This window comes from Acinetobacter sp. YH01007 (genome assembly GCF_013420425.1).
GTDB lineage: Bacteria > Pseudomonadota > Gammaproteobacteria > Pseudomonadales > Moraxellaceae > Acinetobacter > Acinetobacter towneri.
In genome coordinates, this window is sequence record NZ_VOYC01000003.1 from 67,727 (window position 1) to 82,460 (window position 14,734).

The following is a 14,734-nucleotide window of genomic DNA, read 5'->3' on the forward strand; positions in this document are numbered from 1 at the left end:
CTTAACCTTTTAACTCGGCAGATACGATGCCAAAGCCCGCAATCCACTCACTAATATCTTCATAGCAATGCGTGGTCATTTCATACGCACCCAGTTCATCTAACGCAGCAAAAGCAGCCATCCACGAACGGACTTCCTGACCACCACGACCACCATCTCGACGAATTTCAGCTTCGGTCATGGCTTCCATAGCTGCAAAGTCTGCCTGTTTGAATTTTTCAAGCAAGGCAATATCCCACTCAGGGCTTAACGGTACAGCCACAGAAGTATCGCCTGCAGCAAGTTTCTGACCGACTGCAATCACTTTGGCCTGACGTGCATGACGTGCTTCAGGGCTTGGATTACGACCTGCAATTAAAAATTCTTCAACTTCAGGCGGTACTGAACCCATTTGTGGCGTTGGTGGATCGTGTGAAAGACCACCTGTACCCAAGACCAAAACGCGCTCATTTTCAAGATTCAACGACTTGATGAATTGACCCACAGCACGACCCAAAGCAATGGTACGCTTGGTGGTTGGCATCGGTGCTGCAGCGCCATTAATAAATACGGGAATGGTTGGATAACGATCTAGCTGCCCCTCACACAAAAAGTGTAATGGCTGAGTCACCCCATGGTCGGCCTGCATACGATACGAATATGCAACATCTACACCTTCATCCAACACACGGCGCACCATCGCCAAGGCTTTGTCTTCAGGCACATCAATACGGTTGTTGTCTTTGCCGTAGTCCCAGTCACCCGCAGCCGTAGCACGAATACCGACACAGAAACTTGGCATCAAATCGTAAAAGAAACCGTTGAAATGGTCTGGACCAAAGGTAATGATCAGGGTTGGATCGTATGCTTTGACTTCGGCAGAAAGTTGCTCAAAGGCAGCACGAACTTTTTGTTCTTTAGATTGATCTTGCGGTGTTGCAAATTCCATTAAAGGACTGTGCGATGCACAAATGAGTTTAACGGCCATGAAAGACTCCTAAATAAGGAAGGCAGCCCAGAGAAAGGCTGCCGATTCGTCTATTGAATTTAGACTCAATTTTATTCGTCAAAAAAACCTGCACGTGGTTGACGCAAACCACGAATACCCAAACCACATTCTGCATTGATCAGAACGCCAGTCAGCGCACGGTTATTTTGACGCGATGCCAAGAGCACATACGAACCAGTCATGTCTTCTGGCTCAGGCAAGAAATTCAGCGGCATACCGCGTGCAATTTTTTCAGGGTCACGTGCATCGAGTAAGCCTAGGTTTTCCTGACCTAAAGATGCTGCGCCCTTAATATTAACATTCATCGCTGAAGGCGCAACAGCATTGACACGTACTTTAGGTGCCAATTCATAAGCCAACTCTTTCATGATGCCAACACCTGCATGTTTAGATGCAGTGTAAACAGGACCACCGCCTGAAGAATACAGCGCAGAATTGGATAAGGTTAAGATGATAGAACCTTCAGATTTCACCAATTCATCCAGTGCTGCTTTTGCCCCCAAGATTAACGCCTTGGTATTGATGCCCATGATTTCATCAAAGGCTTTTTCAAGCTGCTCACCAGAAGTATTGACGATATCTGCGTAGTGATCCCAAATCCCTGCATTGCCAATAAAGCAATCCAGCTTTCCAAAACGCTCCACAGTGGCCTGCACAGCACGGACATTGTCTGCATAGTTGGCAACATCACCAGCGACTGCCACGATTTGATCACCAAAACGTTCTTTTAAGGCATCGACTTTAGATTGTGAGCGCTGTAACACGCCCACATGCGCACCTTCTTCAAGAAAGCGCTCGACCAAAGCCCAACCTAAACCAGAACCGCCACCTGTAATCAGTGCCACTTCGCCTTTTAGCCAACCCATGCTTACTCTCCTGCCATTTCTACATATAACGCGCCGTCTTCAACCACCACAGGGAAAGTTTGAATCGGGTCGGTGGCTGGCAAGCATAATGCTTGACCAGTCTTTAAACAGAAACGTGCAGAATGCAGTGGGCATTCAACTGTGCCATCATCTTCAAGATAACCTTCAGACATTGAGGCATTGCCGTGTGAACAACGGTCATTCATGGCAAAGAACTCACCACCGTTGTTGAATACTGCCAGTGCTTCAATACCGTTCACACCGCAATCCACTTTTAACGCTTCGCCTTCGTCTAATTCGTCAACTTGGCAAACAAAGATTTTATTCATTAGAAGAATACACTCAGGTTGTGTGAGTTATAGGTTACTTGGTCAAGTACAATCTTACGGTTGAAGATCTGGAAGCCTAAGCCACCTTCAACACGACGGATTTTGTCATGGCGCTTACCACAGTAAATAGTCACGTCTTTCTCTTTTTGAGTACGGTACAACAAGTAAGTTACGTGTACGTCGTATTCACCTTCGACCTCTGTCGCTTCAACAATCACGTTGCTGACCATATGCGTGGTACGTGACGGAGGTTCTTCAGCCCATGCCATACCTGTTTCCAGACGTGCAACACGGCGCTCAAGCAAGTGTTTGTTGTCGTTGAACACCCAAGTTGTAGGTGGTTCAACTGAACGACGACGGTCACGGGTTTGCGCATTTGGTGTGGTACGCAAGGTATAAGAAATGTCTTCTGCCATGAGGTCTAACCACTCACGGAATTTCCAGTCGTCCAGCAATTTTGCTTCGCGATACAAGAATTGGCTCACTTCATGTTGAAGTTCTAAACTGATTTGACTCATTTCATTAGCTCCTTCTCGTATTCGTCAGCTGCTTTTTCAACGTCTTCCCATTTTTCATGGATCAGCAAGTCTGCCCAACGGCGGTACATACCACGTGCTGCAGTTTCAGAGAAAATGTAGTTGGTGATTCCTGGAATACCATCTTCACGTACTTTTTCGTTGCCTTTACCCATTTCGACAATGAGCTTGTTTTGACGTGCTTTATAGCCGCGCAATACTTTTTGAATTTCAATCCAGTTTTCAGAGTCATCTTGCTCTAAGAAACCTGCAGGACCGAAGGCACGTGTCGCAGAACGCTCAAATGCTTCTTTCACGTCTTGAGGTGCTTCAGCATCGGCAATACAGAATGCCCATACTTCAGTTTTGTTTGGACCACGTGGATGCCATACGCGCAGTGTTGCAGTACCGTTCAACCAAGACAGTGTTGGGAACATGGTGTTGTGACCAGCCAAACGTAAGGCACGAACTTCACCTAAACGCTCTTTAACTTCGTCATACGTTTCACGGAAATAGTTAGCAACTTCGCCATCTACCCATACGTTTGCATCTGGTTTTTCTGTAAAGAAGAAACCTGAACCGTGACCACGTGAACCGTATTGAAGTGCGTCTTTCGCAGTTTCCCAAACAGGACGAGCGGTTTGTGCAGCACCCAGTTGTTTACTGCTGTCATCATCTGGTTTTGCACCCAAAACCTGAATAGCAGATGCGTGAGAGAACAATGCATGGTATTGGTCAGAGGCAAACTGTTCTGCAGCAAATTTCCAGTTACAGTCAATTTCCCACTTGTGTACACCACCAATAATTTCTGTACCACCCGGACGACGATCCACCACACCATCTAAGTACCAAGCGATGTCGCCCATGTATTCTTCTAGGTCAGGAGTCGTTTCATCCCAACAACCGAATACCAAGCCTTTGTAAGACTTCACACGATTCACTTCCACCAAGCCCCATTGCTCTTTACAAGCACCTTGAGGATAAGCACGTTCTTCTAATGGAATATCTTTGAGTGAACCATCAATACCGTAAGACCAGCCGTGGTATGGGCAAGTAAATGCACGCGTATTACCACAGTCTGCGAAGCTCACACGCATTGAGCGGTGACGACACTGGTTTAAAAATGCTTTGATTGAACCGTCTTTTTGACGTGCCACAATAATTGGATCTTCACCCATGTAGGTGTTGAAAAAGTCGCCAGCTTTAGGAATTTGGCTTTCATGACACAGGAACAACCACGTACGGCCGAACACGCGTTCAAGTTCTAATTCGTAGATATCTGGATCTGTATAAATAGATGGAGTGATACGTCCATTTTGTGCATCGACCAAAGCGTCGATTTCGCGCACATCAATTTTTCCACTCATGAAAAGCTCTCCTGTGACCAACAACGGCACAAAGTAAATAGACTCAACTTTGGATGGATAATGATTTTTTAGGGACGTTTAGTGAAATATTTTTTTTGTTTCAATTAATAGATTTTATGGATTAATAAAACTTTATATTATGCGATTAAAACATTACACAATGATAAAACCCTATTTATTTCCTAAATGACACAATAATTTTCATCTGATGGTTGTTTATAGATTATACTTTTATTAATCTATAGTAAGACATATTTTGAATTAATCTTTGGAATGGCTGTATGGAATTACGTCACCTTCGCTACTTCATTACCGTGGCTGAAGAACTCAACTTCAGTAAAGCGGCACTTAAGCTTTATACGGCTCAACCTTCGCTGAGTCAGCAAATTAAAGACTTAGAAGAAGATGTTGGCGTTAAACTGTTAAACCGTACCAAACGCAAGGTTGAACTGACCGAAGAAGGTGCTGTATTTTTGGAACAGGCTCGCCTGACCCTTGCCCAAGCCGACAAAGCCGTTGCCATGGCACGTCAGGTTTCACAAGCCAAACAGCAAATGCTGCGTATTGGCTTTGTACCTGTGGCGGAAATGAAAATTTTCCCCTTTGTTTTACCAAACTTACGGGTACAAAATCCAGATTTAAAAATTGAATTGCTCAGCTTGAACAATACCGAGCAAATGAAGATGATCAAAAAAGGTGAGCTCGACATCACCTTTACCCGACACAATATCAATAGTGATGAAATTGAAAGTCAGTTTGTGCTACGTGAGCCGCTGATTTTTATTTTGCCTAAAGATCATCCATTAGCAAAATATGAGCGTATTCCTGTTAAAGCTTTAAATGGCGTAGATTTTATTATTCCTGCGGCAGAAGCATCTTATACCTTGCACCATTTGATTGTCGATTTTTCCAAACAACATAATATTGAACTGAATATTGTGCAAAAAGCAGACAATATTTTATTTAATATCAACTCTGTAGGCATGGGTTTGGGCTGCACTATTTTACCGGGCTATGTTGCACCGCTGACCATGGAAAATACTGTAATTCGCCCCTTAGATGTGGAATTACCGTATTTGGACTTATATGTGAGTTATGGCAAAAACAGTAACTCACCAGCTGTACAGAAGTTTTTAGAGCTGCTCACTCGCGTGTTCTATTTGGACATAAACCGCGAATAAGCCACAAGTCTGAAATACCCAATCATAAAAGTGCTTTTTCTCCACCTAGGGAAAAAGCACTTTTTTTTATTGCTTCTGCATCAGTACTCAGCTTTAGACTTAAGTCTAAACATATTTTTGAAAGATAATGCAAAATGAATGCTCATTGACTTCAAATATCACAGCACATTTTTATACAAAATTGCTGCCATCAAGCACCTTAAATTACAACTTAAGTCTAATAAGTAAACCTACCTGAAATACCCAGAATTACTTAGACTCATGCCATAAAACAGCGCACAATCAAGTGAGAACAAAAGCCTTAATAAGGAATAAGAATGCTAAAAAATCCACTCACACGCATGCGATCTGGTATTCAGTCTCGCCCTTATTTCTTTATTAGTTTTGTGATTACCATTGTGCTGTATGCCATATTTCAAACTTTGAGTACATGGGCATGGTCAAGTTGCTTATTACTAAGCTGGAATATTGCCATTTCCTGCTATTTACTGCTGACCATGCTTAATCTGTGGCACAGTGATCATGCACATATTTTGCAACGCGCCCAACAGCAAGATGCCAGCAAATGGCTGATTCTATTTTTGGTATTTTTAACTTTGGTGATGTGCTTTATTGCGATCATTATTGAGGTGAATTTATTTGCACAAAGTGAATTTGTGCGCATGGGACATTTTATTTTATCTATTACCACCATCTTATGTGCTTGGTTTTTTATGCACACCATTTTCGCCATCCACTATGCCCATGACTACTATTTAGCATTACAACAGCAGCAAGAAGGTGGACTGGATTTTCCTAAAACACCCTACCCGACTTATCCTGATTTTTTATATTTCAGTTATGTGATTGGTACTTCAGCACAGACTGCAGATGTTTCAATTAGCTCACAGCCTATGCGCATACTGAACACACTACACATTATTTTGGCCTATAGTTTTAATACCACCATTTTAGCCATTTGCATTAATTTGGTGGCCAGTTTTATCCAACACTAAATGCCCCAAATATTACTCATAAAAAAGGATGGCATGAAGCCATCCTTTTTCACATCATGTTGCTTATTTTACGCCACGTGCAGTTAAATAATTTTTAATTACAGTGTTAAATTCTTCCGCTTTTTCAACTTGTGACCAGTGGCCGCATTGGCTGAAAATGTGTGCATCGGCATGTGGCACAATATTTAAAATATCCCATGTACGCGATACTGGAATCACCACATCTTGTGTACCGTGAATCAGCAATACAGGCACAGTGATGTCTTTCATTTTGTCAAAGTCGAGTGGGAACTCGAAACGGTCACGGTCACGCGCGCCCACAACATCCATTAAACGGTCTGAAGCATAGTCATTTTTTGCAGAAGCAAAACGGACTTTGACCAACTCATCTGTAATCAAGTCTTTATTTACCACGAACATTGAAAGCGTCTTTTTAATGCCTTCTTCAGTCAATACAGGATTTGCATGCGCTTTGAGGGCTGCAGTCTGTTTTGCACCGCCTGTACCCATTGAGATAATACCAAGAACACGCTCTGGGTAATCCAATGCCAACTGGAATGCCAACCAGCCACCCAACGAGTTACCCACCAACCAAGTTTTTTCAATGCCCAATGCATCTAAAGTACGTACAGCATGATCTACCCATGCACGGATGCCATATTGTGTGCCCGGTGCAACCACAGTTTGACCATAGCCGATGGTATCAATGGCGATACAACGTGCTTGCTCACCAATTTGTGGCAAGTTTAACCACCAGTTTGCAGCAGCCGATACGCCTGTACCTGAACCGTGTAAAAATAGAATAGGTGTACCTTCACCCACTTCATGATAATGCGTTAATTCGCCTTCTGCTGTTTCAATCCATTTATCTTCTAAGCCAAAGAATGGATCTGTTGTATAGTCAGGGATTTGAACAGTGCTCATATATACTCCTCGTACAGTCTTTAGCTTGCGTTTGGCTCTAGGTATAGAATTTGACGTCAAGTGGACTCATTCAACATTACTTTTACAGGCTTATATTACCTGTTCACACGGCATCAACTGATACAAATTTACGATCACAACCTACAAAAAAACGATTAAACAACTCTTTGAATTTTATAAATTTAATAAAATAAAAGTCTTAATTTATATAAGGTATTTATTCAGTAAATATTAAAAAAAGAGCGACTATAAAAAGCCGCTCTAATTTTTATCTAGCTTTAGAATTTATAAGTGTAAGTCGTGGCGATACGGTGTTCTTCTAAGTCATTCGCAAAGTTAAAATTGGTATCGATGAACATATAATTAAAGCCTAAACCTTTAAGCTTACCTTCTGGCACAACATAGTTCACAATGACGTTATTTTCGTTTTCTTTACCTTCTGGCTTGCCTGCGCCCAGATCGATATTGTCACCGCGGAAATGACGTACTGTCGCTGTTAAACCAGGAACACCCACATCAGCAAAATTATAGGTATAACCCAAACTCCAAGAACGCTCATCTTTACGAATGAAGCTCGCCACAGACCAGTTGTCTAAGTAAGGCTGCGGCACCCACCCGCCCAAGGTCGGGAACATTGGGGCTTTTGTACCGTGCTCACCAAACATTTGTTGATAACCTAACTGTACAGTGTGCATCCCATTGTTGATTTTTGCACCCGCAGACACGGCCTGGCTGTCAATATTGCCATACAGCTTGTCACCCGATTCGCTGTTGTCAAAATAGCGTACATGGGTATCCAGCTTAGTTTTTTCAGCCAAAGTCGTTTTATAGTTTGCAGCGACATAATGTTGTTGATAGATGTTGGTTACATCCGCATACCAATAACTTCCACCTACTTTAGGGGTAAATTGATGATCTACTCCCACAAGATACATGCCATCGTCTGTGCTTAATTTATTCGCTTCAGCAGCAGAAAAATTATTTTGAGGGAACAACGTAAAATCTTGGTATTGGTTATCATAACGTGCATTAATACCGTCTAAATAAGCCAAAGTTAATTTAGTATCTTTTAAATCCTTTGATTCTAACCATGCACCGCTATAAGTCGTTAACAATTGACGCGATGGGTCAAAAAACACCACAGGTGACATTGGTAATAAGTCACCTACTTTTAATTCAGTTTCAGAAAATTTAACTTTTAGAGTTGCACCGACCTTACCAAAATGATCTTTTGACTCTTTACCATCATGCGGCAAAACCCAGTCTGCATTTTTATCACGACCATTGAGTTTTACTGCGTGTTGAACCAGAAGATCAGCACCCACCTGAATTACGCCTAAATCGTGATAACCCGATTTAGCATCCAAGGTGACTGCTTGTGACCATGAACCAAAGTTCCCCGCAGGGTTGTCTTTAATTTGACGATCTAAATAAAAATTCTTAAATTTAAGTTGAACATTGCTGTCGTCAATAAAATCTGCCTGAGTTGCAGTTGTCCCTAAAGTTGCTGTCGCAGCAAAAAGTGCTATCCATAAATTGTGACGATGCATGCGTTTTTCCTATTCATCCAATAAGCGAATCTGGGCATCATGCAAAACTCTTGTCATGAAAAAAATCCGACCACAGTATTAAGCTTTTCTACAAATTCAGCACTTTCTGTATCGAGCAGCTTTTTTCCAAGTTTTTTAATTCTTTTTAACGATAAAAAATTAAGCTCAAAATCCTCACTAAATGAATTTTTATTTGAATTCACTGCTTAATTTAGGTGAAAAACGCTGTTATTTTTTGCATCATGTGAAGGATTAATCTTTTTTAACTTTAAACCCATGTGTTAGCGTTATTTTCTATAAACCCAACTTATAAGAAAAACATTTTAATCAGCACAAAATTCAGCACATTTTACATCTTTCACAGCATAAAAAAGCACCCCAAACGCATTTGGAGTGCTTAATTCAAGTCTGCTTTATATTAAAAACTTAGGCTTGCATTTCACGTGCTTTAGACATAGTCAATGCCAAGTCTTCAATCATATCTTCCTGACCGCCCACCGTACCGCGACGACCAAGCTCAAGTAGAATTTCACGCGCAGATACTCCATATTTTGCTTCGGCACGTTTTGCGAACAATAGGAACGATGAGTAAACACCTGCATAACCTAAAGTTGCTGCATCACGGTCTGCACGAATTTGATGCGTCATCATTGGAATGATCAAGTCTTCAGCAATATCCTGCACTTTAAACAAGTCCACACCTGTTTCCATTTGCATACGGTTTGCGACCGCTACAAACAATTCAAGTGGTGTATTACCTGCGCCTGCACCTAAACCAGCCGAAGCCAAGTCAACACGGGTTGCACCTGCGGTCACAGCCGATACAGAGTTCGCAACGCCCATGCCCAAGTTATGGTGACCATGGAAACCAATTTCGATGTCTGAGGCGAGGTTGGCACGTAAAATACCTACGCGATCAGTCACATCTTGAGGCAACATATAGCCTGCAGAATCTGTTACATAGATACAGTTTGCACCGTAAGACACCATTTTTTGTGCTTCTTCGAGCAATTTTTCTGGAGAAGCCATGTGCGCCATCATCAAGAAGCCCACAGTGTCCATACCCAGTTTACGTGCTGCAGTAATGTGCTGTTCAGAAACGTCTGCTTCAGTCGAATGTGTCGCCACACGAATGGTTGCCACGCCTACATCATGCGCCATTCTCAAATGATCAACTGTTCCAATACCTGGCAGTAATAGTGCAGAAACTTTTGCCTGTTTCAGGTTTGGAATCACTGCTTTCAGATATTCTTCATCAGTAGCGGCTGCAAAACCATAGTTCACAGAGTTACCACCTAAGCCATCACCGTGTGTGACTTCAATTAAAGGCACACCTGCATCATCCAAAGCAGTGGCAATCGCAACCATTTGCTCTGGCGTGGTTTGATGGCGCATTGGGTGCATACCATCACGTAAAGTCATATCATTAATAATAATCTTAGACATTTTGGTATTCCTTAAGCTTCAGCAGTTTTGAAAACGTGTTCTGCAAACATTTCTGCAGTACGTGCAGCCGCTGCAGTCATAATGTCTAGGTTACCTGCATATTTAGGCAAGTAATCACCCAAACCTTCAACTTCCAAGAAAATTGAAACACGGTTGCCATCAAAAACAGGGCCGTTTACAAGTTTGTAACCCGGTACATATTTTTGCACTTCTTTGATCATGGCATGCACAGATGCTGTAATCGCTGCCTGATCTGGCTCACCTTCCACTAAGCAGTGAACGGTATCACGCATCATTAAAGGTGGCTCAGCTGGGTTAATGATGATGATGGCTTTACCTTGTTTTGCACCGCCAACTTCTTCAATCGCGCCTGCAGTGGTACGGGTAAATTCATCAATGTTTTTACGTGTACCCGGCCCCACAGATTTAGTTGATACCGTTGCAATAATTTCACCGTATTCCACAGGTTGAACGCGAGAAACTGCAGCCACCATAGGAATTGTTGCCTGACCACCACAAGTCACCATGTTGACGTTTGGCACTTCGCCCGCTTCAAGCAATGCTTCAAGGTTCACTGGCGGTACGCAGAATGGGCCAATTGCCGCAGGCGTTAAGTCAATCATCAACACGCCAAGCTCATTCAGTTTGCGGCTATTTTCTGCATGCACATAAGCAGAAGTTGCATCAAAAGCAATTTTAATGTCATCTTCAAGTACGTGAGGAAGAAGACCATCTACACCGTCACTTGTGGTTTTTAAACCCATTTTTGCCGCACGAGCTAGACCTTCAGAGGTTGGGTCAATTCCCACCATCCACACAGGCTCTAACCATTCACTGCGTTGTAATTTATAAAGCAAATCTGTACCAATATTACCTGGACCGATCATTGCACATTTAATCTTTTTCATGCATGTACTCTCTTAGAATCTCGATTTATTCCGCAGCAAACGCAGCTGTCACTGAACCAAAGCCTTCAATTTCAACTTTGAATTCTTCACCCGGATGCGCAACAACCATTGGGCCTAAAGCACCTGTTAAGATGATGTCGCCTTTTAACAATGGACGACCACGGCGTACCATTTCATCGGCCAACCACACCGCAGCATTGAGCGGGTTTGCCAAACATGCTTTACCCACGCCTTGAGAAACAACTTCTTCACCACGTGTCATGACCATTTTACAGTTCACCAAGTCTAGATTTTCTAACTTGACGGGTTGTGAACCTAAAACAAACGCAGCAGAAGATGCGTTATCTGCCACGGTATCAATCAAACTGATTTTCCAGTTTTCAATACGGCTATCGACCACTTCAATGGCAGGCAAGGCATATTCAGTCGCACTGATAATGTCTGCATAGGTGTGTTTTTCTTTGGTCAGGTCTTGGTTAATCACCAACGCTATTTCTGCTTCTACTTTAGGCTGAATCAGCAAACCTGCAGGAATTGCTTCACCATCGCCATAAGCCATATCGGCAAACAACATGCCAAAGTCAGGCTGATCTACACCCAGTTGTGCTTGAACCACTTTAGAGGTCAAACCAATTTTACGCCCCACCAAACGACGGCCTTCTTTTAAGGCACGTTCGGTATTCACTTCTTGAACGGCATAGGCAATATCTACGTCAGCACTTTCACCACCAAGCTCTGGGCGGATTGGCGCGATCGCAGTTTGAGAGAGTTCGGCAGTACGTAATGCTTGCGCAACTGATTCAACAACAGCAGAATTCGACATCAATGTTTCCTTAAACTGCAAAAATTGGGCTTATACCCCGAGGTGTTGGAAAGGTGATAAAAGAAGAAAAGGCACCATGACCCTGATCTTGACCGTCAGCGTGATAAGCTGTCCATCTCAGAGGTATGTATAAACTGATTTAGCATCTGAAAAATGGCGTTTTTATGCCAATACTTATTTTCTTTTTTTCAATAGCTATTAGCTATTAGTCTGTTTTTGTAAAAATCAATCAAAACAGCTGCCTGCGGGCTTTACTATTATTTTCCGAGTAGATGACTCGACTATTTGTAGCAATCTTAAAATGTCTTAATCCTTACTTTAGACTAAAAGCTAAGCATTTCCTGTCAGCACAATATATTCAATAAAAAAGGGCAACTTGCTTGCTGCCAAACTGCCCTTTTTGTTGTGCTGTAATTTAGCCTGCCCGACGCAAACGGTACTGTTGTAATAAAAATGCATGCAAACTCGGTACGTCATGTGCAATAGTCAAAGGCTGATAACGCTGCAATACCTCTACACTATGCACGCCATAGCTCACACCCACACGTGGCATGGCAATATTCTGCGCCATTTCCAAATCATAAGAGGTATCACCCACCATAACAGCCTGCTCGACCTGCACCTGAGTACTGCTTAAAATTTCCTGCAACATTAAAGGGTCAGGTTTAGATTTGGTTTCACTGGCTGCACGTGTTGCCACAAATAAATCCTGACTTTTGGTTTGAGCCAATACACGGTCTAAACCCTTACGGCTTTTACCTGTTGCCACGGCCAGTTTCAAACCTAAGCCTGACAATTCATCTAGCATTTCTGCCACACCATCAAACCAAACATCAGTTTTTGAGTGTTTCACATAGTGTTCTGAATAGCACTGCAAAATATCCTGATGCAGTTCAGGCACCTGTGGAAACAGGCGCTGCGCCACTTCTGGCAAACCCAAACCAATAATACTTTTGGCAGCAGCATCGGTCAGTGGCTGCTGAAATTGTTGTGCTGCAAACTGCAAACTCGCCACAATTTGACCGACGGAATTAAATAACGTGCCATCCCAATCAAAAATGATGAGTTCTACAGGTTTGTTCATATTAGATTCCTAGATTTGATTCGGCTTTTAAATTCCCTCGCTTTACCTTAACTCAAAAGGATAAACGACCAAGAATCAGCACATATATCACAACAAATATTCGATACGCGAAGGGCGACATGGATGTCGCCGTTTCGCTGTGGCACAGAGATGTTCCATCAGCGAAACAAAAGTTTTTTGTTACTTTTCATCTTTGAAAAGTAAGGCATAGCCTATACACCAAAAATTTAAATTAAAAACTATAAAATGTGGCTGTGAATTACCCCTAAAAACCTCATCTCCTTGTTGCGGAACAATGTTCCTCATCTTTAAAAAGAAGCAAGCTGCTATCGCACAACAGAGAGTTACAAAAATTAAAACTCAGGTGGCGCCGTCGGCTTATCCGCCTTTTGCGCTCTCAACTGCGCCACCAAACTCTGCATATCTTCAGGTAAAGGCGCTTCAATCACAGGATAGCCTGGAATTTCCAAACGCATGGCATGTAAGCACAAACGACGTGGCGCAGGACCCCGATATTCAGTTTGATGACCATATTTATCATCACCCACCAACGGATGCCCAATGCTTAAACCATGCACACGAATTTGATGGGTACGTCCTGACAACGGCGAAGCATATACCAAGCTTGCATGCATAAAACGCTCAGCCACATTCCACTGGGTTTTAGACTCTTTACCTTCTTTAGATACACGTACACGACGTTCGCCATTCGCCAATTCATAACGATGCAACGGCGCATCAATCAATTGTTGATCCAAACTCACCTGCCCTTTGACAATCGCAGCATAAGTTTTTTGGATTTTATGTTCGCGCAATAAATCTTGCAGGGTTTTTAAGGTACTGCGTTTTTTGGAAATCATCACCAAGCCTGAAGTATCACGGTCAATACGGTGAATCAATTCCAAATATTTTTTACCTGTCGCAGCACGTAAGCCTTCAATCAACCCGTAGGCAACGCCACTGCCGCCATGGACTGCAATGCCCGAAGGTTTATTCACCACCATCAAGCCTTCATCTTCATAAACCACACGGCTCAATAAACCCTGTGCCACCTTGTCTGAAATTGGAGCAGCACTGTCGTCTTTTTGTTCATAGCGAATCGGCGCCACACGAATTTGATCGCCAATATTCAGTTTGGTTTCTGCTTTAATGCGCTTTTTATTGACCCGCACCTGCCCTTCACGAATCAAACGATAGATGCGACTTTTAGGCACCCCTTTTAAACGACTAAACAAAAAATTATCGATGCGTTGACCCGCTTGATGCTCATCCACTTCAAACCAAGTGACACTTTGCCATTGTTGGGTAGAATTCATACAGTTAAGAGACCTAATAAAATACTAAAATTGATTAAAAACTGATCATTTAGGCTATGCTTTACACAAGAAACATAAGCTTAGCCCATAGGCAGATGATGCAAGGTTTGATATAGTCAGCGCACGGAAACCATCGTCAGTGGGTTCACGTTGAATCTTTTCAGGTTTTTCTGAAATAGAGCAATCAACCAACATCCCACTACATACGAGCAGGTCCCAAAAGAATTATGCCGACGCCGAAGGCTTATTATATCGGCAAAAAAGCAAACTGTTGCGTTTAATTGTACCTCAGGTACATAAATCAGTTTGCCTGAAAAAATATGTCGCCAACTCTAGTTGGTTTTTAAACGTAAACTGATACACATCAGATTAGTCGCACCCTGAAAACCACTTCAGGCTAAAGCGTTTGATGTATTGGATCTGCACAATTTGTAAAGATACG

The 14,734-nt window shown here is 42.5% G+C and carries 14 protein-coding genes; 2 read left to right on the forward strand and 12 right to left on the reverse strand.

Annotation, left to right across the window (positions count from 1 at the left end; all coding sequences use genetic code 11):
* Window position 1: 1 nt before the first annotated feature.
* The 5 genes from FTT74_RS01690 to hcaE form a co-directional block, all read right to left on the reverse strand.
* Window positions 2-967 (reverse strand): 3-carboxyethylcatechol 2,3-dioxygenase, encoded by a 966-nt coding sequence (locus FTT74_RS01690; protein ID WP_004976064.1) that lies wholly within the window; start codon window positions 965-967, stop codon window positions 2-4.
* Window positions 968-1,038: 71 nt separating this feature from the next.
* Window positions 1,039-1,854: a 3-phenylpropionate-dihydrodiol/cinnamic acid-dihydrodiol dehydrogenase gene (gene hcaB / locus FTT74_RS01695; RefSeq protein WP_004976058.1), complete on the reverse strand. Its 816-nt coding sequence runs from the start codon at window positions 1,852-1,854 to the stop codon at window positions 1,039-1,041.
* A gap of 2 nt (window positions 1,855-1,856) precedes the next feature.
* Window positions 1,857-2,183, reverse strand: coding sequence for a 3-phenylpropionate/cinnamic acid dioxygenase ferredoxin subunit (hcaC, locus tag FTT74_RS01700; RefSeq protein ID WP_004976057.1), 327 nt, complete (start codon window positions 2,181-2,183; stop codon window positions 1,857-1,859).
* Window positions 2,183-2,701, reverse strand: a complete 519-nt coding sequence (gene hcaF, locus FTT74_RS01705) for a 3-phenylpropionate/cinnamic acid dioxygenase subunit beta (protein ID WP_104853007.1) — start codon at window positions 2,699-2,701, stop codon at window positions 2,183-2,185. The genes hcaC and hcaF overlap by 1 nt, the downstream gene beginning before the upstream one ends.
* Window positions 2,698-4,065 (reverse strand): 3-phenylpropionate/cinnamic acid dioxygenase subunit alpha, encoded by a 1,368-nt coding sequence (gene hcaE / locus FTT74_RS01710; protein ID WP_179988470.1) that lies wholly within the window; start codon window positions 4,063-4,065, stop codon window positions 2,698-2,700. The genes hcaF and hcaE overlap by 4 nt, the downstream gene beginning before the upstream one ends.
* A 281-nt stretch (window positions 4,066-4,346) precedes the next feature.
* Between hcaE and hcaR the strand changes: the two genes are divergently transcribed.
* Together hcaR and FTT74_RS01720 are read left to right on the forward strand one after the other, a co-directional pair.
* Window positions 4,347-5,246 (forward strand): DNA-binding transcriptional regulator HcaR, encoded by a 900-nt coding sequence (hcaR, locus tag FTT74_RS01715; protein WP_168460357.1) that lies wholly within the window; start codon window positions 4,347-4,349, stop codon window positions 5,244-5,246.
* A 317-nt stretch (window positions 5,247-5,563) separates the two neighbouring features.
* Window positions 5,564-6,241, forward strand: coding sequence for a DUF1345 domain-containing protein (locus FTT74_RS01720; protein WP_179988471.1), 678 nt, complete (start codon window positions 5,564-5,566; stop codon window positions 6,239-6,241).
* Window positions 6,242-6,304: 63 nt separating this feature from the next.
* Here the strand turns inward: FTT74_RS01720 and FTT74_RS01725 are convergent, their stop codons facing one another.
* The 7 genes from FTT74_RS01725 to FTT74_RS01755 all read right to left on the reverse strand — a co-directional run bounded on the left by FTT74_RS01725 (window position 6,305) and on the right by FTT74_RS01755 (window position 14,292).
* Complete coding sequence (locus FTT74_RS01725) at window positions 6,305-7,165, reverse strand: alpha/beta fold hydrolase (protein WP_179988472.1); 861 nt, start codon at window positions 7,163-7,165, stop codon at window positions 6,305-6,307.
* A 278-nt stretch (window positions 7,166-7,443) separates the two neighbouring features.
* Window positions 7,444-8,715, reverse strand: coding sequence for an OprD family outer membrane porin (locus tag FTT74_RS01730; RefSeq protein ID WP_154321082.1), 1,272 nt, complete (start codon window positions 8,713-8,715; stop codon window positions 7,444-7,446).
* A gap of 426 nt (window positions 8,716-9,141) precedes the next feature.
* A complete protein-coding gene (dmpG, locus tag FTT74_RS01735) occupies window positions 9,142-10,161 on the reverse strand; it encodes a 4-hydroxy-2-oxovalerate aldolase (RefSeq protein ID WP_131261066.1) in 1,020 nt (339 codons plus the stop codon).
* Between the two features lie 11 nt (window positions 10,162-10,172).
* On the reverse strand, window positions 10,173-11,069 hold the full coding sequence (locus FTT74_RS01740; RefSeq protein ID WP_004976037.1) for an acetaldehyde dehydrogenase (acetylating): 897 nt from the start codon (window positions 11,067-11,069) through the stop codon (window positions 10,173-10,175).
* Window positions 11,070-11,094: 25 nt separating this feature from the next.
* Window positions 11,095-11,892, reverse strand: a complete 798-nt coding sequence (locus FTT74_RS01745; RefSeq protein WP_168417527.1) for a 2-keto-4-pentenoate hydratase — start codon at window positions 11,890-11,892, stop codon at window positions 11,095-11,097.
* A gap of 415 nt (window positions 11,893-12,307) precedes the next feature.
* Complete coding sequence (locus FTT74_RS01750; protein ID WP_179988473.1) at window positions 12,308-12,976, reverse strand: HAD-IA family hydrolase; 669 nt, start codon at window positions 12,974-12,976, stop codon at window positions 12,308-12,310.
* A 353-nt stretch (window positions 12,977-13,329) separates the two neighbouring features.
* Window positions 13,330-14,292 carry an RluA family pseudouridine synthase gene (locus tag FTT74_RS01755; protein ID WP_154321085.1) on the reverse strand — a complete coding sequence of 321 codons (963 nt, stop codon included), beginning with the start codon at window positions 14,290-14,292 and terminating at the stop codon, window positions 13,330-13,332.
* Between the last annotated feature and the right edge of the window lie 442 nt (window positions 14,293-14,734).